We start from the raw sequence: 19,537 nt of genomic DNA, 5'->3' as shown, positions 1-19,537 counted from the left end.
ATTCAATAAGTTGTCTTAAATCTTTACAGTTAATGGGCTTTAATTAGACCAAAATTGGCTTAAATTTAAGGTGAATCCCGGCAAGAGGGGATCACCTGGCAAACTTTGAGGGTATTCTAAAATTTCGACAGGTTGGTTGGGTCGATAGACCTCTACAATTTGCCGCTTACGGTCAATGAGCCAGCCTAATAAACAGCCATTGTCCCGATATTCTAGCATCTTGTTTTGGGTGTTTTGAAAATTATCACTGGGGGAGACTAATTCAATGATAAAATCAGGACAAAGGGGAATCAATTTTTCTCGCTCTGCGGGAGGAATGGCTTGCCAACGAGACTTTTTGATCCAAGCGACATCAGGGGAGCGATCGCTGCCATTCGGTAAGCTAAAACCTGTTGAGGAATCAAACACCTCCCCCAACTGCTGTTCTTCATTCCAAAGGCTAATTTGTAAATTTAATTTAGCATTCTGTCGCCCCGTTTCTCCCCCCGTCGGTGGCATAATAATTAACTCCCCTTGTGCAGTTCGTTCTAGTTGCAAATCGGGATTCGCTTGGCAAAGTTGATAAAATTGCTCTCGGTTCAGTTGGAAAACAGGGGCAAAATTTAAAGTAACTTGAGACATGAGATCAACCTCCTCATGGAGTTATGGGCCAGAAAAAACTGCCGCTTCGATATCCTCACGACTCAGAGAATACTTAAAAGAACGTACCACATCTCGATTCCCTTCTAAAGCGTTAATATAGCGCACCGCAATTTCTTCAATTTCTAAACAAATTTCTGCCTCCCACTGGAGTTGCTTGATCCGCCAACAGTTCACGCGATCGCGGTCTTGTTGACACCCCAAATTCACCAGCCAATTTTCAATTTCCGGGAGGGGATGATTATAAAGCGGAGTATCAGGATTAGGAAGTACCATATTTGCAAGTTTAAAGACTCAAAAAAACTAAAAAATTGTGCCATAGGGGAATCAGGGTACTGACTTGGGGAATGCGTAAGGCCGCTTCTCCGCGAGTTAACCCGATGACAATGGCCAAAAGAATACAACCGAGAAACGTTAATCCGAGAATGAACAGAACAAACAATTCTCCGGCGGATAAAGGGCGATCGCTAGCATCCAGATAAGCTGAACGGTGGGGGTTATACTCATTTACCGGACGATCTAAATCTAACGGTTGCTGGATCACCGAGAAACGAGAATAGCCAATTTTGAGATCATACAGCGATCGCCGTTCCGGATTACTCAACGTGGCATAGGCTTCATTCAGTTGCTGAAACTTAGCCGTTGCAATCGTTTCCGGCAATTCCGTCGTATCGGGATGATACTTTTTACTTAACTCCCGATACGCTTGTCTGATCTCAATCACCGAGGCCGACGGATGTAGCCCCAAAAGACCATAATAACTGTTGACTAGGCCCTGGGGGACGGGTATGCTGCGTGAAGTGGACTTTGCATCCTGAGACATGAGGCAAAATGCAGTAAGCTGCTACAACTCAAGAGTGATATCAACGGAACAATGCTTGAAGTTATTTTAACGGGGATCGGCTTATGAAAGTAGTGATTCTGTGTGGGGGGAAAGGAACTCGACTGCGAGAGGAGACGGAATTTAAACCCAAACCCATGATTCCCATTGGCGGGAAGCCGATTCTTTGGCACATCATGAAAATCTACGCCTATCACGGGTTTAAGGAATTTGTCCTCTGTTTAGGCTACAAAGGGGAGATGATTAAACAATACTTCCTCAATTACGAATGGCTCAATAGTAACTTTACCGTCGAGTTAGGCAGTGGCAACGTGGAGTTTTTGGACGCGCATCCCGAAACCGACTGGAAAGTTACCCTGATTAATACCGGCCAAGACACCATGACAGGGGGAAGGGTAAAACAGATCGAACCCTACATCGACGGGGATACCTTCCTTTTAACCTACGGAGATGGAGTCAGTAACATTGATTTGCAGCGATTATTGGCCTTTCACCACGCCCATGGGAATATTGGCACAGTCACCGCCGTATCGCCTCCCTCTCGCTATGGAGAGTTAGGAATAGAAGGCGATCGCGTGATTTCCTTCCGCGAAAAACCCAGCGTCAAACAATCCTTTATCAGTGGGGGATATTTCATCTTTAACCGAGACTTCTTCAAATATCTCCCCGATGATCCCAGTTGTGTCTTAGAAAGAGAACCCCTCGAACAATTGAGTCGAGATGGACAACTCAACGTCTATCACCATCGAGACTTCTGGCAATGTATGGACACCCTGCGGGACTACGAATACTTAAAACAATTGTGGAGTCAGGACAACACACCTTGGAGACTGTGGAATGAGTAAATTTTGGCAAGATCGGCCGGTTTTTGTCACCGGATGTACAGGTTTATTAGGGAGTTGGTTGAGTGAGGAATTGTGCGATCGCCAGTCCACCGTCATCGGCCTAATTCGGGATTTCGTCCCCCAATCCCGCCTATTCCAAGACCAAATCACCCAACAAATGACCACAGTCTCCGGAACAGTCGAAGACTTCCCCCTCCTAGAAAGAACCCTCAACGAATACGAAATCGACACCGTATTTCACCTCGCCGCACAAACCATCGTCGGCATCGCCAACCGCAACCCCTTATCCACCTTTGAAACCAACATCAAAGGCACTTGGACCCTCCTAGAAGCCTGTCGTCGCGTCCCCACCGTCAAACGCATCATTATCGCCTCCAGTGACAAAGCCTACGGCACACAACCCACCCTCCCCTACACCGAAGACAGTCCCCTCCAAGGCCAACACCCCTACGACGTTTCTAAAAGCTGTGCCGACCTCATCACCGCCAGTTATTACAACACCTATAATCTCCCCGTTTGTATCACCCGTTGCGGCAACTTATACGGCGGTGGCGACTTAAACTTTAATCGTCTCATTCCCGGAACAATACGCTCCATTTTACAACAAGAAAACCCCATTATTCGCAGTGATGGTCAATACATCCGCGACTATTTTTATGTCAAAGATGCCGTGTATGCTTACCTAGAACTCGCCGAACAAATGGACAACCCAGACGTTATCGGCAAAGCCTTTAACTTCAGCAACGAAAGCCAAGATACCGTCTTAGATGTCGTCAATCAAATCTTACAAGTCATGGAGACCACTGATCTCCCGCCCCGCATTTTAAACGAAGCCAAACACGAAATCCCCCATCAATATTTATCCGCAAAAAGAGCCAAAACTCTGTTAAACTGGACTCCGAAATATAACCTAGCCCAAGGACTCCAAGAAACCGTCACTTGGTATCAACAATATTTGTCTATTAATCCTCAATAAAAATCATGATAGAAGGTGTCCAAATCCATCCACTTCGACGCATTCCCGATGAACGGGGGACAATTTTGCATATGTTGCGCAACGATGCCCAACATTTTGATAAATTCGGAGAAATTTACTTTTCAACCGTCTATCCCGGAGTCATAAAAGGCTGGCATTTACACACCGAAATGACCCTCAATTATTCCGTTATTTCCGGAATGATTAAAGTCGTCTTATACGATGACCGAGAAAATTCACCAACCCAAGGAGAAATCCAAGAAATCTTTTTAGGAGAAGACAACTATAATTTAGTCATCATTCCCCCCTTCATTTGGAATGGCTTTAAAGGAATGGGAACAAGTAAAGCCATTGTAGCCAATTGTGCCACCATCCCCCATGATCCTCAAGAAATCCAAAGACGTGATCCATTTGATCCAACCATTCCCTATGATTGGTCACTGAAACATCGGTAAATAATAGACACAAAAAAAGCAAACTACATCAAAATATAACCATTCAAATACTATTAATTCGTTCGTAGTAAGCTCTAAAGAGCTTACAATAAGCGTGTTAAATACCAATCAAGCAAATTTCAGATCAATCAGTCGTCACACCGTCAGGAATTTTCCATCTTTCATAGTGTAGCGGCTAAATAGTTCCCTTGGTATAATGGTTAAGAGGTAAAAGGAGTAAATCGCCGTGTTAACTAACTTAGAACTCCAACACCCATTTCAAGAAGATACAGAAAAAACACTGACTGTTGAAGAAACCCAATTATTTCAGAAAGATTTAAAGCATTTAAGTGCTGAAAATCAAAGACAAATAAATAAAAAAATCAACTCTCTGATTGCTTTAATTCAAGATAGCAATTTTAACTCAATTAAGCATAAATTGCAGAAAATAAAAATTGAGTTAACTCATTATCATGCGTCAATTTACAGCTTCAAAGTCAATAGAGATTTACGAATCTTATTATTTTTTGATGACGATCCCTTATTTAATCAAACAATAATTACCCTATTGCGAGTTGTCCATCAGAACAACAGAGATAAAGTCATCAAAGGATTAGCAGAATCGTATTATCAACAGGAGTTATTAACCATTACCCCTAACAAAAATGGCCGATAAACCTCTATATGATGAATATGGAGTGATTCGGGAAGCATGGAAAACTTTACCATTAGAATTTCGTAATGATTTTCTGGAAGCCTTAGCAGAATTAGAAGACAACGAATGTCACCGTCAACGTAACTTCCCAAAAACCCAATTACATCGGATTAAGGGATATGAAGAAGCCGTCTATCGTGCTTATATTGACAAAATATCAGGATGGCGATTACATTTGATGTATCAAGATGGGGCAATTCATTTAAAAGATATTATTCCACCCAATCAACATGATCCTGTTATTAAAGTCATTCAAAGTAAAGAATATAGATACAAGAAAAAACCGATTCAGTCAGAGACTAAGAAACGTAAACGTAAAAAAAAATAAGATAAAATCTGGAATCTTAATTGTAATTCAGTAAGGGCGCGGCGGCTTGCACCCAGACAGTTTGAAAAGTCAACTATTAATAAACACAATAATGTAGGGACATTGCTGGCAACATCCCTACATAATACAGAATATAAAAAACCTGTGATGGCTTATCTAGCCTCCAGCAACGGCAGGAACAATACTCACTTCATCCCCATCATTAAGCTGAGTGTCCACCCCCTCTAAAAAGCGAATATCTTCACTATTCACATAGAGATTGAGAAAACGACGGGGTTTCCCACTTTCATCACAAATCCGATCTTTAATCCCCGGACAAGCACTCTCCAGAGAATCAATTAACTCCTGAACATTGCCCCCAGTCGCTTCAATGGTGGCTTGATTATTGGTGAATTTTTGTAGGGGAGTCGGAACTAAAACTTTGATTGCCATAAGGTTATACAACTGAAACGATGATGCAAACAGAAGCCACCTGTTTAGGGAACACCTAAACAAGTGACCAAGAACCAAACAAAAATTAAACTAAAACTTGTTGCCAGTCAAGACGTTCGAGGGTCTGGGCCCGGTCCCACGCACGCTCAAAGCTGTCCAATTTCGGGTCAATGGCGAGGGGTTCACCGATGTAGCCTTGTACCGCTTCTTGGGTTTTCAGACCATTTCCGGTGATGTAAGCAACAGTGGTTTCATCGGGGTCAATTTTCCCTTCTTCCGCTAATTTCTTGAGAACTGCAATAGTTGTTCCCCCGGCGGTTTCGGTGAAAATGCCTTCAGTTTCGGCGAGGAGTTTAATCCCTTCGATGATTTCCGCATCGGTGACAGATTCAATGTGGCCGTTGGTTTTCCGGGCTTGTTCTAAAGCATACACCCCATCAGCCGGATTCCCGATGGCAATGGATTTCGCAATGGTATTGGGCTTCACAGGGGCTACAAAGTCCCGACCTTCTTTAAAGGCTTGAGCCACGGGAGAACAGCCTTCGGCCTGCGCTCCACTGCAACGAACATCTTTATCTTCCACTAAGCCAACTTTCGCAAATTCTTTAAAACCTTTGTGAATCTTGGTGTAGAGCGAACCAGAGGCGATAGGAGCAACAATGTGATCAGGTAATTGCCACCCTAATTGTTCTGCCACTTCATAAGCTAAGGTTTTTGAGCCTTCAGAATAGTAAGGACGGAGGTTAATATTCACAAATCCCCAACCGTGGGTGTTGGCGACTTCAGAGCAGAGACGGTTCACTTGGTCATAATTGCCTTTCACGGCCATGACAATGGGGTTATAAATGAGCGTCCCCAACACTTTACCCGCTTCGAGATCAGCCGGGATAAAGACACAACATTCTAAACCTGCATGGGAAGCAATGGCGGCTGTAGAGTTCGCCAAATTCCCGGTACTGGCACAGGATACAGTAGAAAAACCAAATTCTCTAGCGCGAGTTAAGGCCACAGACACAACTCGATCTTTGAAACTCAGCGTCGGCATATTGACCGCATCGTTTTTAATGTAGAGATTTTTCAACCCCAGACGACGAGCCAAGCGAGTGGACTTGACTAAGGGAGTCATCCCCGTTCCCACATCAATGACATTATCCGTTGCGACTGGGAGGAAAGGACGATACCGCCAAATGGAGTTGGGGCCGGCCTCAATGGTTTCCCGTGTGACTGTGGCGCGGATTTTATCGTAATCGTAAGCTACTTCTAGGGGAGCAAAGGTATTTTCGCAAATATTAATGGGATCGAGGTCGTACTCAAAACCACCTTCTTTAGAAACTAATTTCGTGAAGGTGGCGGAGGTGCTGTTCTTGATCTGAGTGTTGAGTTGAGTTTCTAGTGCCTGTGTCATCGCTGCTTTTCCTGTCCTTTTGTCCAATTGCGCTTGATAGTAGCACGGGCAACAAAACAGCGTCAAATATACCCGATATAAAAAGTCGGGATTAAATAAAAACACTATATACAGTGTTTTAAGTTAAATTTTTAGTTACGCAACATTACATATAGTTTTAAGAATTTTTTTGCTTAATATTTCTTTACAAAATCAAGCAAAAAAAAGACGCTATTAAGAGCGTCAAGAGGGGTTAAAATTGCTAAAAGCCTTGCTATGCTTGGGTTCTGAGCTTCTGTTTATAATAAGCAAAACGAATCCTCACTTTACTGTTTACTGTTTACTGTTTACTGTACTAAACCCGATCGCAACGCCACGACTGCCGCTTGAACCCGGTCATCCACAGACAACTTATTCATCAACCCTCGGACATGAGTTTTCACCGTATTGGGACTGAGAAAGAGAATCTTGGCAATTTCTGTATTACTTTTCCCCTGCACAATCAAATTGAGGACTTCCGACTCACGCTCGGATAAATTGGTAATGGGAGGAGAGGTCGCATCCGAGGGACTGGGGGGGCGGGGAGATTGCAGATTATCCAACACCAAGCGAGCCACTTGGGGATCAAGATAACTGGCCCCTTCTCCGGCTGCTTCTAGGGCCGTAATCAGGCGATCAGTCTCCGCCCCCTTGATACAATAGGCATCTGCCCCACTGGATAACGCCGCAATGACCTCCGTTTGTACCGTGTGAGACGTTAACATCACCACCCGAATGTCGGGATGGGAGGATTTAATTTGCTTTGTGGCCTCGATGCCATCTAAGCGAGGCAGGCCAATATCCATAATGACTAAATCCGGTTGGAGTTGATGGGCGGCCTCCACTGCAATGTAGCCATCTTCTGCTTGTCCTACGATTGTAAATTGGGGATATTGGGCTAAATTTTGTTCTAACCCCAACTGCATCATGGGATCATCCTCAACAATGAGGAGACGGAGAGGATTGGGGGAAGCATCAGAAGACATGGCAAATTATAGAGATGGGAGAATTCTCTGACTAGCGTTTAAGAGGCAAGGGGGACGGATGCAACAGTCCGTGAGCCGCACAAGGAATGGAAAAACTCATCACAGGTCATCAATACAGTGTAATTAATCCCGGTTACAAAACACTTTGAGAGCCAACCTTTTGCTCTGGCCTCTCGGCGGTTAACGGGGTTGACGGTTTGGGGTGGGAACGATGCCACCGGATACCGATAAAAATATCATAGACAAAGCCCCAAAAATCCTTGGGACTTTCTAAAAGTCCTGAACAGAGGGGACTTCCTTTTGACTCTAATAACGGTTTAGTGGCTTGGTAGGCGGGTTGATACCAATACCAGGGGATAGAGGGCCAGAGATGGTGAACGAGGTGATAATTTTGCCCCATAATGAGGAGATTGAGGAGGGGACTGGCATAGACTCTGGCATTTTTCCAGCGATCGCGCTCCTCAAAAGGCCGATGGGGCAGATAATCAAAGAATAATCCCAACGTAATCCCCACCACCAACGCCGGAGAAAACCAGTAATTCACCACAAAGGCAAAAAAGCCAAAATGCAGCGACACCAGCACCACCGTCACCAAAAATAACCGACTCAAAAACCACTCCAATAACTCGTACTTCTTCCACAAACGGCGTTTAAAGAAAAACACCTCATGATAAAAGAAGCGAGGAGCAATCAACAACAACGGGCCTCCCGTTGACACAAAATGATCCGGGTCATTTTTGGGATCATTCACATGGGCGTGGTGTTGCAGGTGAACACGGGTAAACACCGGAAAGGCAAACCCCAACATCAACGCACTAATATGCCCTAACATAGCATTGATAATGCGGTTAGAATGGGCAGCCTTATGACAGGCATCATGGATCACCGATCCTGACAGATGCACCGCCAGCACATTCAGCCAAAAACAACACCAACTCCACCATCCCCAAAGCCAATACCCGCAACAAGACAGGGCAAAAATAGACACAGAAGCCAGACCAATCCAGACATTGGGATTCCAGCCCCCTGGAGGGTTCAAAAAGTGTTTGGGAACAGACAGAGGCTTGCTCGCCACCTGCATCGTTGACATAATTCCTTGTTTAAGATTGTTTGCGAAACGTAAAACTAATTGTAAAGTTTATCGCCTTTTTCCGTCAGGATTCGAGAAAATAGCCGATTTCAGAGAACGATACAGGGAGATCAATGTCTTTTCCCCTCTGTCAGTCTGTCAAGTTGATTGTCGCAATTCGCCCCATCAACCGAGTTGAGGGTCTTCTTGCGACATTAAGATAAAATAGTTGGAACAATTACCGATTACCGATTACCGATTACCCATTACCCAAACCATGTCAATCAATCTGAAAAAAGGACAACGCATTTCTCTCGTCAAAGAAGCCCCCGGCCTAAAGCGAGTGCTGTTAGGGTTAGGTTGGGATGTCGCAGAAAGCAAAGGCGGCATTCTCGGCCTCTTTTCCGGTCAACAGGATTATGATCTCGATTCCTCAGTCCTCTGTCTCGATGCACAAGGGAAACTCAAAAACCGGAGTAACTTAATTTACTTCGGCAACCTGCGCCACTCATCAGGGGCAATTACCCATCTGGGGGATAATTTAACGGGAGCAGGAGAAGGAGACGACGAGCAAATTGTGGTTGATCTACCCCAAATGCCTGCTGATTTCCATAAATTAATCTTTGTGGTCAATATTTATAAGTCTCAACAACGGAATCAAGACTTCAGCCACGTCAATAACGCCTTTGTGCGCTTGGTGAATTTAGAAACCAATCAAGAGATTGCCCAGTATAACCTGTCTGGGGGGTCTTACGATGGCATGACGGGGATGATCATGGCGGAGTTATACCGAGAGGGAGATGATTGGCAAATGCAAGCGGTGGGAGAAGGCATTCAAGTGCAGGGATTACAGGAGATTGAACGAATGTATAGTTAGATGAGTTTGCTTCTTTGTCCGGGGTTTCATGAGGAAGCTCTCACCCAGTCTTTTTTACAAGAGATGGGGTTTCTCAATGCACCTAATGTCCTGGTTTTCCCGACGCACACCCATCCCCCCTATGCCGGAGGTGAGATTTATCGCTTTTTACAAGAAAAAAGAAGTCACTCCTCTCAATCTGTGGCCGTCATTGCGTTTAGTGCGGGGGTGGTGGGGGGAATGCGAGCTGCAATACAAGCCCAAAATGCAGGTCTAGAAATTAACGCTTTTTTCGCCTTAGATGGTTGGGGTGTACCCCAGTTAGGTAATTTCCCCTTATATCGGCTCAGTCATGATCATTTTACCCATTGGAGTTCCGCTTTATTAGGGGAGGGGAAAGAGGGTTTCTATGCTGATCCTCCGGTAGAGCATTTGCAGTTGTGGGCGACTCCTCGTAAAGTGAGAGGCTGGTGGGAACAGGGAAATGGTTTAAGAAGTCTCTGTTGTGCGGCGGATTTCATCTTAGATAGATTGCCCCAAACTTAATCTCTCTCCTCTGATCTCTCTGTGTCTTCTGTGTCTGGAGTGGTTCAACCATTCTCAACTCTCAACTCTAAAAGCTCCTATGAAATCTCAGTTTGCTAACCTGAGTTTAGCCCTTACGCTGTTTATCTCTCCCCTTTCTCTCTCTCCTGTGGGGGCCGCAGAATTGGCTACCATTCAACAACGGGGGAAAATTGTGATTGCGGTTAAGGATAATTTGCGGCCTTTGGGGTTTCGGGATGAGAGGGGGGAGTTACGGGGACTCGAAATTGATATGGCGCGGAAATTGGCGGAGGAGTTGTTGGGGAGTGCGGAGGCCGTGGTGTTAAAACCGGTGAGCAATGAGGCCCGTTTAGAGGAGGTGATGGAGGGGGAGGTGGATTTAGCGATCGCGCATCTTACCGCCACTCCTGCCCGCGCTCGCCTAGTTCATTTTAGCCGTTATTATTACCTCAACAGCACCACGTTTGTCACCCTAAATCCTGATCTCGATAGTTTAAACGACTTACAAGGGCTAAAAGTGGCGGTTTTAAAGCAATCGAGAACGATTCCTACGGTCCGCCACGCTATGCCTAATATTCAACTGCTGGGGGTGGAGTCCTATCAGGAGGCATTGGAGAAACTGGAAACGGGAGAAGTGGCGGTTTTTGCGGGCGATCGCGCGGTTTTGGTGGGCTGGGTGCAAGACTACCCCCAATATCGCCTTATTCCTGTCAATTTAGGGATGTCTCCCCTTTCTATTGCCCTTCCCAAGGGGAGACAACAGAGTGAGTTGTATCTGCGGGTGAATCGCGCGATCGCGCAATGGGAAACCTCTGGATGGCTACCCCAACGACGGGAGTATTGGGGACTCGATTGGTGATGAGACCCGTCAAAGATAATGATATCTTGAGAATTGCGTCAAAATTTGTACGGGTTCAGTCACCAAAGCATTATGAAAGAATATTTACCCACTCTTTATGTTTCCATCTTACTGGTTTTACTAGCTGGGATTGCCTTTTTTGTCTTCCAGCAAATTATCCGAGTCCGCCGACGTGAAAGCCGCTTTTCTCGTTTACAGAAGAAGCTCCAAAAAGAGCAAGGCACTGCTCAAGAATACTACGAACTCGGCAGTCTGTATTTAGATAAAAACCTTTTTGTCCAAGCAATTCAGCTTTTTCAAAAGGCGATTAAAAAAGCGGAAAAGGAGGAAGTTGAGCCAGAAAATATTGCTTTAATTTACAATGCACTGGGTTATAGTTATTATTCCCAAGAACAACCAGATTTAGCCATTCGGAACTACAAGGAAGCCTTAAAAAATTATCCTGATTATGTCATTGCTTTAAATAACTTAGGTAATGCCTACGAGAAGAAAAAACAACCTGCTGCTGCCTTAGAAGCCTATCAAGAAACCCTCAACTATGATCCCAATAATTCGATTGCCAAAAAACGAGTAGAGTCCCTACAAAAACGCCTCGGAACATCGAGTTAATGTCCCAAAATATCTTTTTTGGGAAGCTCTTTCCTAGCTCTATTTGTTGATAAAAAATAGCGGGCCAAATGCCCTCCTTCATAACGCATATCTCTAGTATTTCTCAATAGGTTGTGTCAAGGGGAGTAAAAGGGAACAGTTGTTGGTTGTTAGTTCTTGGTTATTTGTTCTTCTTTTTCCCTATATCCCCCATCTTCCCCATCTCCCCCATCTCCCATTACCCAATTCACTGTCCAAACTCCAAGCGAGCTTGCTCCACAATATCCACCGTCACCACCGAAGTTTCCGCCTCTCGTGCTAATTCTTCAATGCGTTGACGGGCTTGCGATCGCACGAAATATGGAATATTCTTCAACTTTTGCTTCGCTTCAGGAGTCCAAGATAAAATCTCGGCAAACTCAGAATTTCCCATCTAAACTTCCTCCTTAGTCTTGAAAGGACTACACTTACTTCTGATTTTGTTGGGATTGACGCGGTTTCGCTTTAGGAGCAAAAAACCGTTCTAAATTCAAAATCAAAACCCCCACTGTCACCAGTACCATTCCCCAAGTTTCTCCTTGGGTTAATCCTTCTCCAATGACAATCAAAGCAGCAATTGAGGTTAACGCTGGCCCAGTCGCGCCAATAATAGAAGCTCGTGCTGCCCCAATATAAGTGATCCCAATACTATTTAACAGATAACTCAAGAGAGTCAGTCCACCTAAAACTAAACCACTAATCAGAATATTGACTTGCATGGTGGGATCAACCTCAATCTGCATATTAGTGGGTAACGGGGCTACCATTAACAGTAAGAGAAACAAGACTGAAAACAGCAAAATTACCCCAAAATTGAGAACACTAAAAGGAACAGGGTGTAATTTTTTGGTACAGGCTTGAATCAACAGAACATGAAACGCAAATGTCACCCCGGCTAAAATTGCAAATGTCACCCCGGCACCAGATAAACTCACCGTATCCCCACCGGAGGCTAACTGAATGAGGCTAACTCCTCCCAAAACAACAACGGTGGCAACAGCACGTACCCAAGACGGTCGTTCACCAAAAAAGAGCCAAGACATTAACACAGTGACAATGGGGAAAACGAAGAATAGAGTTAAGGCCACCCCAGGGGTTAATTGTCCTAAGGCCATGTAAATGAAGACCGAGGAGACAAACAAGAAGAAACCACAGCCGACAACTTTCCAATAGGCATCTTTATCCCCAGACTGGAAAAAACGGCGAATATCCGGCCAACTGTTCGGATAAAGAAATTGAGCGAGAACCGACATCAGGGGAACAACCACCACCATTCGTAAACAGAGAATCAAAATTGAGTTGCCAAACCCCGGAGAAATATAACCTCCTAGGGTAAATTGTTCCCCAAATAGCCAAGGGAAAAGGGCGAAGGAGGATAAAATCAGTTTAATAACAACATTCTGGAACGAGAGTGCCAAAGAAGATAACAAAATGAGCAAAAACCCCAACTGGATTTGAGATTTGCTAACTCGTTTCGGAGGTTGTGGGGATTTTTGGGATTCTGGGGGTTTGGTCGGACGACCCTCTCGCTGGGAGGGGGGTTTCGGGGGAGGGGGGAGTTCTGGCCGTCTCACCGTGGGAGGTTTCACCGTGGGAGAGGAGGGAGAACTCACCGTATCTTGTTGCAATTCTGCCTTTAAACGGTCAACTAGGGTATCGAGCAGGACTTCTCCCTGTTGTTCCAAGTTATACATTTGTCCCAACTGTTGAGACAGGGAACTTTGATAGCTGTTGAGGTCTTGTTGTAGGGTTTTAAAGGTAGTTCGCAATGTCGTATCTAACGACGCGATCAGCCGATAGGCGTTGTCATTGTAATTATCTAAAGACCCATTGGAGACGCTCCCCTCAAAGGCATTTGATCCCTGAGTCAAGCGATCGCGCAAATGCTCCAAAATCTGTTCCGCAATCACCGGAGCTAATTGTTGAGCCAAGGCGTGCTGCTGCTCCGCTTTTTCTTGGCGTTGTAACTCCAATTGCTCCGTTTCTGCCAAAAGTCGCGTTTTGCGATTTTGCAGTTGATCAATTTCTTGATGCAGTTGCAGAACCAAGCTACTTTTAAGCTGTTCGAGTTCCTCGGTAATTGCTTGTAAATTCTCTTGTGCCGTTTCAGGATTCTGATCCGGTTGTTGATCCAGTTGCCCCATTAGAAATAGACCTCTACGCCATTCGACTGACTCTCACAAACCTACAATCCGATTGCACAACACCGTCTGATTGTGAGAAAGTTGTGGACTGTTCTCTGTCGATTGTAGGCTACTTCTTCGCTGTTATCCCCCCGAATGATAGATTTTTGTAAATCCTTATATTCTTTTAAGGGCGGAAAACCACTGCCATTTTCGACATTGTACGCAAAGACCACACATTTAGAGTAACCGTGAAATACTTTTTTCTCTCAGAGGGTTGGGGAGTAGGCCGGGTTTGGGAATTTGGCGGCCTGTGGAATGAAAGCGTTTGGCGACGACGGCCAGACATCCTGCGTCTGGATTTGGGGATTATAGACCATGGGGAACGGTTATGGCTGTATCAAGTAGAAGAAGCCGTGCTGATGATTGAAGTGCGTCCCCTCAATTTGGCCGACTCCGACTCCGGCATTGGCCAAGTTGTCTTAAAGCGATTAATTTCGGCAGAACAAGCGATCGCTAAACTCATGGAAGCCGAAACGGTGTTTAATCGTGCCTCGGCCTAAAATAATCCCACTTGCAGAACACTCTCATAATCGTTTACACTTCTTTAAACAACTTTTAAAAAAAGGAAGCGAACCGTATTCGCTTCAGTTTGTTCCATGAAGCCGAGAGTCATGCGACCCTCCCAAGGGAAGCAACTTCCAGCTTTGAAGTATTAAGCAAAGACATTCCTGAGCCTTCGGCAAGGGAATCATGGCTGTATCGTTCAGCCAGTTGGGGAAGGTCAACCCCAACAAAGGACACCTGACAAAGGACACAGGACAACCTACCCTCTGTTTCTGGGGTCTAGACGATGGAAATACTTCCTAAAAATACTCACGCTAACAAGATTTTCGATAGGAGGAGAGTAGTCGATGGGACTACCTTGGTACAGAGTTCATACTGTCGTAATTAACGACCCAGGCCGCCTCATCGCCGTCCACCTCATGCACACCGCATTAGTGGCCGGTTGGGCTGGCTCCATGGCCCTTTACGAATTGGCCGTTTTTGATCCTAGTGATGTCGTTCTTAACCCCATGTGGCGACAAGGGATGTTTGTTATGCCCTTTATGGCCCGCTTAGGGGTAACTACCTCTTGGGGCGGTTGGAACGTCACCGGAGAACCGTACACCGACCCCGGTATTTGGTCTTTTGAAGGGGTTGCGATCGCGCATATCGTTCTCGCAGGTCTCTTATTCCTCGCTGCCTGCTGGCACTGGGTTTACTGGGACTTAGAATTATTCAGAGACCCCCGCACGGGCGAACCTGCCCTCGACCTGCCGAAAATGTTCGGCATCCACTTATTCCTGTCCGGCTTACTCTGCTTCGGCTTTGGGGCATTCCACCTCACCGGACTCTTTGGCCCCGGAATGTGGATTTCCGATGCCTACGGCCTCACCGGCCACGTCGAACCCGTCGCCCCCGAATGGGGAGCCGCCGGATTCAACCCCTTTAACCCCGGCGGGGTCGTGGCACACCACATTGCAGCCGGAATTGTCGGCATTATCGCCGGATTATTCCACTTAACCGTCCGTCCCCCCGAACGCCTCTACAAAGCCTTACGGATGGGGAACATCGAGACGGTTCTCTCTAGCAGTATCGCCGCCGTCTTCTTTGCCGCCTTCGTCGTAGCCGGAACCATGTGGTACGGTAGCGCGACTACCCCCATTGAACTCTTTGGCCCCACCCGCTATCAGTGGGATCAAGGTTACTTCCAAGAAGAAATTGACCGTCGGGTACAAGCCAACATGGCCGCGGGGGATAGCCGTTCTGAGGCTTGGTCTAAAATCCCCGAAAAACTGGCCTTCTACAACTACATCGGCAACAGCCCAGCCAAAGGCGGTTTATTCCGCGTTGGGCCGATGAATACCGGAGACGGTATCGCCGAAGAATGGTTAGGCCACCCGGTCTTCAAAGATGCCCAAGGCCGCGAACTCAGCGTCCGTCGGATGCCCAACTTCTTTGAAACCTTCCCCGTCGTCTTAACCGACTCCGATGGAGTAGTCCGCGCTGACATTCCCTTCCGTCGGGCAGAATCTCAATACAGTGTTGAGCAAGCCGGAGTCACCGTTTCCTTCTTTGGCGGGGCTTTAGACGGACAAACCTTTGATGACCCCTTAAAAGTCAAGAAATACGCCCGGAAAGCGCAATTAGGTGAGCCATTTGCCTTTGACCGGGAAACCTTAGACTCGGATGGGGTCTTCCGTACCTCCCCTCGCGGTTGGTTCACCTTTGGCCACGCCGTCTTTGCCCTCCTATTCTTCTTCGGACATATCTGGCACGGGTCTCGTACCCTCTACCGAGATGTCTTCGCCGGGATCGACCCCGACATCGAAGAACAAGTGGAATGGGGTGTGTTCCAGAAAGTGGGTGACGAATCCACACGGGTGAAAGCCTAGACTGCCTAGCATTCCGCTCGTTGAAAGCTAGACATTGATAGCCTACTAGAGGTTAACCCTGAAAATTTAACCGGAAATTTAACCGGAAATTTAACCGGAAATTTAACCTAGCCTAGCCAGGCAGCCAAACAAGGAGGGAGCATTCCCTCCTTGTTTGTTATGTTGATATGTGTTCATTTCTTGCTACACTAAGGGAGTAGAGGTATCTTGATTTAATTTTTTATTATGGAAAGTGTTGCTTACATTTTGGTTTTAGCTTGCGCCATTGGTGTTCTCTTCTTTGCTATTGCGTTTCGGGAACCCCCCCGGATTGAGAAATAGTCAGCTTGAGTAAGAGTCATCTTGAGCAAGAGAACGCTAGAGAACAACAATAGGCATGAATCCTTCTCTAAGTATTAATTCTTATGGGGAGGAATTCGGGTTCTTTCAGGCAATTACTAGCCGTATCACTTTCTTTTGGGTCAAAAAGGGGTGTTACGGCTAAAGTTGCTTGCAACTTAGCCCTTAACCTTTTATGCTCCAAGAATCATGCAATGTCCATCTTGTCAACATACAGAAAGTCGCGTCCTGGAATCCCGTTCCACTGAAGCGGGGAAAAGCATCCGGCGCAGACGAGAGTGTTTGTACTGCAAACACCGTTTTACCACCTATGAACGCATTGAGTTTGTCCCCATGACTGTTGTCAAACGGGAAGGGAGACGGGAATCCTTTGATCGCTCCAAACTCCTGCGCGGCATCGTGCGAGCTTGTGAAAAAACAGGCATTCCTCATCAACGACTCGAAACCCTAGTCGATGAAATTGAGGCCAAACTGCAACAGCGAGCCAGTCGAGAAGCCAGCAGTCAAGAAATTGGTGAATTAGTCTTACACGCCCTCAAACAGGAAAACGAAGTGGCCTATGTCCGCTTTGCCTCCGTGTATCGCCAATTCCAAGGCGTTGCAGACTTCATCGAAACCTTAAACCATCTACAAACTCAGCTTGAACCGGGTTTAGAGGGAGATTGGTCATCCAACACCCCGCCCCCGTCCTCACGACTGATGACTCCTTCCTAAGAATTGTGAGATTCATCCCAAAAATCTGCTAGAATTAGAATTCTGTGCATTCAAAAAAATGATAAACTCAAATGGGAGCAATAACCGCATCCTAGAGGTCTCGTCATAGAGGTCTAGAGATAGAGGTCTAGAGAGATGTCTAAAAACTGGGGTTTAGGCAGAGGAGAATCAAAAAGGGTTGTCCCTATTAGGTACACACTCAAGAGGAAACCTGCCTCAACTGTCGGCGGTTGTTTGCTAGGGTCTATCTTCTGAGCGTCTATCTTCTGAAAAGACTAACTGGTGTCTCTCCTGCATTCAGGCCAGACAAAAGTAAACCCTATCCCTCTCTTGAGTCCCCATATTGAGCCTTCATAAGGCATTTTCATAAACTACAGACTAGATTCTAAACAAAATCCTTGAACAATAGTCTCGTACCATTGGTTATCATAACGAAGAGCCTGTATCAGCTTTTTTTAGGTCATGATTGGCTACCGACATTTGGTGAGAAACCCGAAAGGTGGTCTCCCTCCGGAAAACGGGAAACAAGAGGATTTTACCAAGATTCTCAGGGAAGAACCATTAATGCTGATGCTTATGGTGCAGCCAAGGTGTTAAGAAAAGTAGAGATACAGTTAGGTATAAACCTAGCCAAGGTCAGTAGGGTAGCTTTGGCCTTGCCCCAAAGATTGGCTCTTTGGAACTCTAGACGACTAGCGCGAAGCATCATTGCTTTAGCCTGATGCGTAGCATTGTATCGTTGGGAATCCACGAAGTTTTAATTTTAACCAGTGGAGAGGTCAAACTTACCGAAAATAGTTCTTATTTCGAGTTCTTATTTCGACTTAGCTAGGAACTGTAAACCGCCCAATCAATTCAGTCAACACAATACGGAGCTAACCCAGAGGAAACAATACACACATGGTCAGTCAGAACACAATTGCTAGCAATAATCAAAAAAAAGATATTGGGTTTACCCATGAAGAATTCGCTGCTCTCTTGGATCAGTACGATTACCATTTTAGTCCAGGGGATATTGTCCCTGGGACGGTATTCAGTATGGAACCGAGAGGGGCATTAATTGATATTGGGGCAAAAACCGCCGCCTATATCCCCATTCAAGAAATGTCCATCAACCGCGTTGATGATCCCGAAGAGGTACTAAAGGCTGAAGAGACAAGGGAATTCTTCATTCTGACTGACGAAAACGAAGATGGGCAGTTAACCTTATCTATTCGTCGGATTGAGTATTTACGGGCTTGGGAACGGGTTCGCCAACTCCAAGCAGAAGATGCCACAGTGCGTTCTAATGTCTTTGCCACCAACCGTGGGGGGGCATTAGTGCGGATTGAAGGACTGCGGGGCTTTATTCCGGGGTCTCATATCAGCACTCGTCAGGCCAAAGAAGATTTAGTGGGTCAAGACTTGCCCCTGAAATTCTTAGAAGTGGATGAAGACCGTAACCGCCTCGTCTTGAGTCACCGCCGCGCCTTAGTGGAACGGAAAATGAATGGTCTGCAAGTAGGCGAAGTGGTCGTCGGTACAGTCCGGGGAATCAAGCCTTACGGGGCATTTATCGACATCGGCGGAGTCAGTGGTCTGCTGCACATTTCCGAAATTTCCCACGACCATATCGACACCCCCCACAGTGTCTTTGCCGTGAATGATGAACTCAAGGTGATGATTATTGACCTTGATGCGGAACGGGGTCGGATTTCTCTGTCCACCAAGCAACTCGAACCCGAACCGGGTGATATGCTCAAGAATCGGGAGTTAGTCTTCGAGAAAGCAGAAGAAATGGCGGAGAAATATCGTCAAAAACTGCTACAACAGGAGCAAGGGATTGATCCGGATGCAGAAGAGGTGAGTGCCACTGAGGAAGAAGTGGTAACTGCGTCGGAGGAAGCGACAGAAGAAGTCGTGGAAAGTCCTGTGGAGGAAGACACCACTGAAACCGAAGCTGTGACTGAAGAAGCTACCGAAGAAGTCACCGAAGCTGTGACTGAAGAAGCTACCGAAGAAGTCACCGAAGCTGTGACTGAAGAAGCTACCGAAGAAACCACCGAAACTGAAGCGGTCAGTGAACCGGAAGACCCCGTGGCGGAAGTCGAAGCAACGACTGAGGCCGACGATGAGGGAGAAGAAACGGTGGCGGAAGCAACTGAAGAACCGGAAGCAACTGAAGAACCGGAAGCAACGGTTTTTAGTGCAACGGAATAAGTTGCACCATTCAATGACCCCCACCTACTTCGTGAGGTGGGGGAGTGGGGAGAGATAACCTTCCCGTAGCTGCGAATAGCTCTCCAGGGGTATTGCGGATTAACACTACTGGTCGTTTCTCTAGACCGGATTAGCTGTAAGGGGGCGG

23 protein-coding genes are annotated in these 19,537 nt (G+C 46.2%); 14 read left to right on the top strand and 9 right to left on the bottom strand.

What is annotated here, in order from left to right; translation table 11 throughout:
- Nucleotides 1-39: 39 nt before the first annotated feature.
- Genes PN462_RS19225 through PN462_RS19215 form a run of 3 tightly spaced genes read right to left on the bottom strand, consistent with a single transcriptional unit; the run spans nt 40 to nt 1,462 of the window.
- Nucleotides 40-621 carry a Uma2 family endonuclease gene (locus PN462_RS19225; RefSeq protein WP_272130448.1) on the bottom strand — a complete coding sequence of 194 codons (582 nt, stop codon included), beginning with the start codon at nt 619-621 and terminating at the stop codon, nt 40-42.
- Nucleotides 622-642: 21 nt separating this feature from the next.
- On the bottom strand, nt 643-915 hold the full coding sequence (locus tag PN462_RS19220) for a DUF3143 domain-containing protein (protein ID WP_272130447.1): 273 nt from the start codon (nt 913-915) through the stop codon (nt 643-645).
- 10 nt (nt 916-925) lie between these two features.
- The gene (locus PN462_RS19215) at nt 926-1,462 is read right to left on the bottom strand and encodes a J domain-containing protein (protein ID WP_272130446.1); all 537 of its coding nucleotides are present in this window, start codon (nt 1,460-1,462) and stop codon (nt 926-928) included.
- A gap of 83 nt (nt 1,463-1,545) precedes the next feature.
- On the opposite strand from PN462_RS19215, the gene rfbF reads away from it, so the two are divergent.
- The 5 genes from rfbF to PN462_RS19190 all read left to right on the top strand — a co-directional run bounded on the left by rfbF (nt 1,546) and on the right by PN462_RS19190 (nt 4,778).
- The gene (rfbF, locus tag PN462_RS19210) at nt 1,546-2,325 is read left to right on the top strand and encodes a glucose-1-phosphate cytidylyltransferase (protein WP_272130445.1); all 780 of its coding nucleotides are present in this window, start codon (nt 1,546-1,548) and stop codon (nt 2,323-2,325) included.
- A complete protein-coding gene (locus tag PN462_RS19205) occupies nt 2,318-3,301 on the top strand; it encodes a GDP-mannose 4,6-dehydratase (protein WP_272130444.1) in 984 nt (327 codons plus the stop codon). The genes rfbF and PN462_RS19205 overlap by 8 nt, the downstream gene beginning before the upstream one ends.
- Before the next feature lie 5 nt (nt 3,302-3,306).
- Nucleotides 3,307-3,756 carry a dTDP-4-dehydrorhamnose 3,5-epimerase family protein gene (locus tag PN462_RS19200; RefSeq protein ID WP_272130443.1) on the top strand — a complete coding sequence of 150 codons (450 nt, stop codon included), beginning with the start codon at nt 3,307-3,309 and terminating at the stop codon, nt 3,754-3,756.
- A gap of 226 nt (nt 3,757-3,982) precedes the next feature.
- Nucleotides 3,983-4,411, top strand: coding sequence for a type II toxin-antitoxin system RelE family toxin (locus PN462_RS19195; protein WP_272130442.1), 429 nt, complete (start codon nt 3,983-3,985; stop codon nt 4,409-4,411).
- On the top strand, nt 4,401-4,778 hold the full coding sequence (locus PN462_RS19190; RefSeq protein WP_272130441.1) for a hypothetical protein: 378 nt from the start codon (nt 4,401-4,403) through the stop codon (nt 4,776-4,778). Before PN462_RS19195 ends, PN462_RS19190 begins: the two co-directional genes overlap by 11 nt.
- A 156-nt stretch (nt 4,779-4,934) precedes the next feature.
- Here PN462_RS19190 and PN462_RS19185 read toward each other — a convergent pair whose 3' ends face one another.
- The 4 genes from PN462_RS19185 to crtR form a co-directional block, all read right to left on the bottom strand.
- Complete coding sequence (locus PN462_RS19185) at nt 4,935-5,210, bottom strand: MoaD/ThiS family protein (protein WP_272130440.1); 276 nt, start codon at nt 5,208-5,210, stop codon at nt 4,935-4,937.
- Between the two features lie 85 nt (nt 5,211-5,295).
- Nucleotides 5,296-6,615, bottom strand: coding sequence for a threonine synthase (gene thrC, locus PN462_RS19180; RefSeq protein WP_272130439.1), 1,320 nt, complete (start codon nt 6,613-6,615; stop codon nt 5,296-5,298).
- A 326-nt stretch (nt 6,616-6,941) separates the two neighbouring features.
- Nucleotides 6,942-7,619: a response regulator transcription factor gene (locus PN462_RS19175; RefSeq protein ID WP_272130438.1), complete on the bottom strand. Its 678-nt coding sequence runs from the start codon at nt 7,617-7,619 to the stop codon at nt 6,942-6,944.
- Nucleotides 7,620-7,752: 133 nt separating this feature from the next.
- A complete protein-coding gene (gene crtR, locus PN462_RS19170) occupies nt 7,753-8,700 on the bottom strand; it encodes a beta-carotene hydroxylase (RefSeq protein ID WP_443029228.1) in 948 nt (315 codons plus the stop codon).
- A gap of 265 nt (nt 8,701-8,965) precedes the next feature.
- On the opposite strand from crtR, the gene PN462_RS19165 reads away from it, so the two are divergent.
- The 4 genes from PN462_RS19165 to PN462_RS19150 all read left to right on the top strand — a co-directional run bounded on the left by PN462_RS19165 (nt 8,966) and on the right by PN462_RS19150 (nt 11,558).
- A complete protein-coding gene (locus PN462_RS19165) occupies nt 8,966-9,565 on the top strand; it encodes a TerD family protein (RefSeq protein ID WP_272130436.1) in 600 nt (199 codons plus the stop codon).
- Nucleotides 9,566-10,090, top strand: coding sequence for a hypothetical protein (locus PN462_RS19160; protein WP_272130435.1), 525 nt, complete (start codon nt 9,566-9,568; stop codon nt 10,088-10,090). It begins immediately after the preceding gene.
- Between the two features lie 79 nt (nt 10,091-10,169).
- Nucleotides 10,170-10,949 carry a transporter substrate-binding domain-containing protein gene (locus PN462_RS19155; RefSeq protein WP_272130434.1) on the top strand — a complete coding sequence of 260 codons (780 nt, stop codon included), beginning with the start codon at nt 10,170-10,172 and terminating at the stop codon, nt 10,947-10,949.
- A gap of 72 nt (nt 10,950-11,021) precedes the next feature.
- Nucleotides 11,022-11,558, top strand: a complete 537-nt coding sequence (locus PN462_RS19150) for a tetratricopeptide repeat protein (protein ID WP_272130433.1) — start codon at nt 11,022-11,024, stop codon at nt 11,556-11,558.
- Nucleotides 11,559-11,784: 226 nt separating this feature from the next.
- Here PN462_RS19150 and PN462_RS19145 read toward each other — a convergent pair whose 3' ends face one another.
- The gene (locus PN462_RS19145; protein WP_272130432.1) at nt 11,785-11,970 is read right to left on the bottom strand and encodes a PCP reductase family protein; all 186 of its coding nucleotides are present in this window, start codon (nt 11,968-11,970) and stop codon (nt 11,785-11,787) included.
- Nucleotides 11,971-12,004: 34 nt separating this feature from the next.
- Nucleotides 12,005-13,720, bottom strand: coding sequence for a DMT family transporter (locus PN462_RS19140; RefSeq protein WP_272130431.1), 1,716 nt, complete (start codon nt 13,718-13,720; stop codon nt 12,005-12,007).
- 230 nt (nt 13,721-13,950) lie between these two features.
- Here PN462_RS19140 and PN462_RS19135 point away from each other — a divergent pair, with 230 nt between their 5' ends.
- The 5 genes from PN462_RS19135 to PN462_RS19115 all read left to right on the top strand — a co-directional run bounded on the left by PN462_RS19135 (nt 13,951) and on the right by PN462_RS19115 (nt 19,389).
- Nucleotides 13,951-14,262 carry a hypothetical protein gene (locus PN462_RS19135; RefSeq protein WP_272130430.1) on the top strand — a complete coding sequence of 104 codons (312 nt, stop codon included), beginning with the start codon at nt 13,951-13,953 and terminating at the stop codon, nt 14,260-14,262.
- 351 nt (nt 14,263-14,613) lie between these two features.
- Complete coding sequence (gene psbB, locus PN462_RS19130; protein ID WP_272130429.1) at nt 14,614-16,137, top strand: photosystem II chlorophyll-binding protein CP47; 1,524 nt, start codon at nt 14,614-14,616, stop codon at nt 16,135-16,137.
- Between the two features lie 225 nt (nt 16,138-16,362).
- Nucleotides 16,363-16,458 carry a photosystem II reaction center protein T gene (locus PN462_RS19125; RefSeq protein ID WP_026222239.1) on the top strand — a complete coding sequence of 32 codons (96 nt, stop codon included), beginning with the start codon at nt 16,363-16,365 and terminating at the stop codon, nt 16,456-16,458.
- Nucleotides 16,459-16,665: 207 nt separating this feature from the next.
- Nucleotides 16,666-17,190: a transcriptional regulator NrdR gene (gene nrdR / locus PN462_RS19120; RefSeq protein WP_272130428.1), complete on the top strand. Its 525-nt coding sequence runs from the start codon at nt 16,666-16,668 to the stop codon at nt 17,188-17,190.
- A 900-nt stretch (nt 17,191-18,090) separates the two neighbouring features.
- Nucleotides 18,091-19,389, top strand: a complete 1,299-nt coding sequence (locus PN462_RS19115; protein WP_272130427.1) for a 30S ribosomal protein S1 — start codon at nt 18,091-18,093, stop codon at nt 19,387-19,389.
- Nucleotides 19,390-19,537 lie beyond the last annotated feature (148 nt).

The organism is Spirulina sp. CS-785/01 (genome assembly GCF_028330525.1).
Taxonomy (GTDB): Bacteria; Cyanobacteriota; Cyanobacteriia; order Cyanobacteriales; family Spirulinaceae; genus JAQMSD01.
The sequence above is the reverse complement of the archived record's forward strand: the minus strand, read 5'-3'. Positions and strand labels throughout refer to the sequence as shown.

Bases quoted from the DNA above. Each gene is read 5' to 3' on its own strand.
- crtR (WP_443029228.1), bottom strand. From the start codon at position 8,700: ATGCAGGTGGCGAGCAAGCCTCTGTCTGTTCCCAAACACTTTTTGAAC.
- PN462_RS19150 (WP_272130433.1), top strand. From the start codon at position 11,022: ATGAAAGAATATTTACCCACTCTTTATGTTTCCATCTTACTGGTTTTA.
- PN462_RS19175 (WP_272130438.1), bottom strand. From the start codon at position 7,619: ATGTCTTCTGATGCTTCCCCCAATCCTCTCCGTCTCCTCATTGTTGAG.
- rfbF (WP_272130445.1), top strand. From the start codon at position 1,546: ATGAAAGTAGTGATTCTGTGTGGGGGGAAAGGAACTCGACTGCGAGAG.
- PN462_RS19220 (WP_272130447.1), bottom strand. From the start codon at position 915: ATGGTACTTCCTAATCCTGATACTCCGCTTTATAATCATCCCCTCCCG.
- thrC (WP_272130439.1), bottom strand. From the start codon at position 6,615: ATGACACAGGCACTAGAAACTCAACTCAACACTCAGATCAAGAACAGC.
- PN462_RS19190 (WP_272130441.1), top strand. From the start codon at position 4,401: ATGGCCGATAAACCTCTATATGATGAATATGGAGTGATTCGGGAAGCA.
- PN462_RS19155 (WP_272130434.1), top strand. From the start codon at position 10,170: ATGAAATCTCAGTTTGCTAACCTGAGTTTAGCCCTTACGCTGTTTATC.
- PN462_RS19185 (WP_272130440.1), bottom strand. From the start codon at position 5,210: ATGGCAATCAAAGTTTTAGTTCCGACTCCCCTACAAAAATTCACCAAT.
- PN462_RS19160 (WP_272130435.1), top strand. From the start codon at position 9,566: ATGAGTTTGCTTCTTTGTCCGGGGTTTCATGAGGAAGCTCTCACCCAG.
- PN462_RS19205 (WP_272130444.1), top strand. From the start codon at position 2,318: ATGAGTAAATTTTGGCAAGATCGGCCGGTTTTTGTCACCGGATGTACA.
- nrdR (WP_272130428.1), top strand. From the start codon at position 16,666: ATGCAATGTCCATCTTGTCAACATACAGAAAGTCGCGTCCTGGAATCC.
- psbB (WP_272130429.1), top strand. From the start codon at position 14,614: ATGGGACTACCTTGGTACAGAGTTCATACTGTCGTAATTAACGACCCA.
- PN462_RS19125 (WP_026222239.1), top strand. From the start codon at position 16,363: ATGGAAAGTGTTGCTTACATTTTGGTTTTAGCTTGCGCCATTGGTGTT.
- PN462_RS19115 (WP_272130427.1), top strand. From the start codon at position 18,091: ATGGTCAGTCAGAACACAATTGCTAGCAATAATCAAAAAAAAGATATT.
- PN462_RS19215 (WP_272130446.1), bottom strand. From the start codon at position 1,462: ATGTCTCAGGATGCAAAGTCCACTTCACGCAGCATACCCGTCCCCCAG.
- PN462_RS19165 (WP_272130436.1), top strand. From the start codon at position 8,966: ATGTCAATCAATCTGAAAAAAGGACAACGCATTTCTCTCGTCAAAGAA.
- PN462_RS19140 (WP_272130431.1), bottom strand. From the start codon at position 13,720: ATGGGGCAACTGGATCAACAACCGGATCAGAATCCTGAAACGGCACAA.
- PN462_RS19145 (WP_272130432.1), bottom strand. From the start codon at position 11,970: ATGGGAAATTCTGAGTTTGCCGAGATTTTATCTTGGACTCCTGAAGCG.
- PN462_RS19200 (WP_272130443.1), top strand. From the start codon at position 3,307: ATGATAGAAGGTGTCCAAATCCATCCACTTCGACGCATTCCCGATGAA.
- PN462_RS19225 (WP_272130448.1), bottom strand. From the start codon at position 621: ATGTCTCAAGTTACTTTAAATTTTGCCCCTGTTTTCCAACTGAACCGA.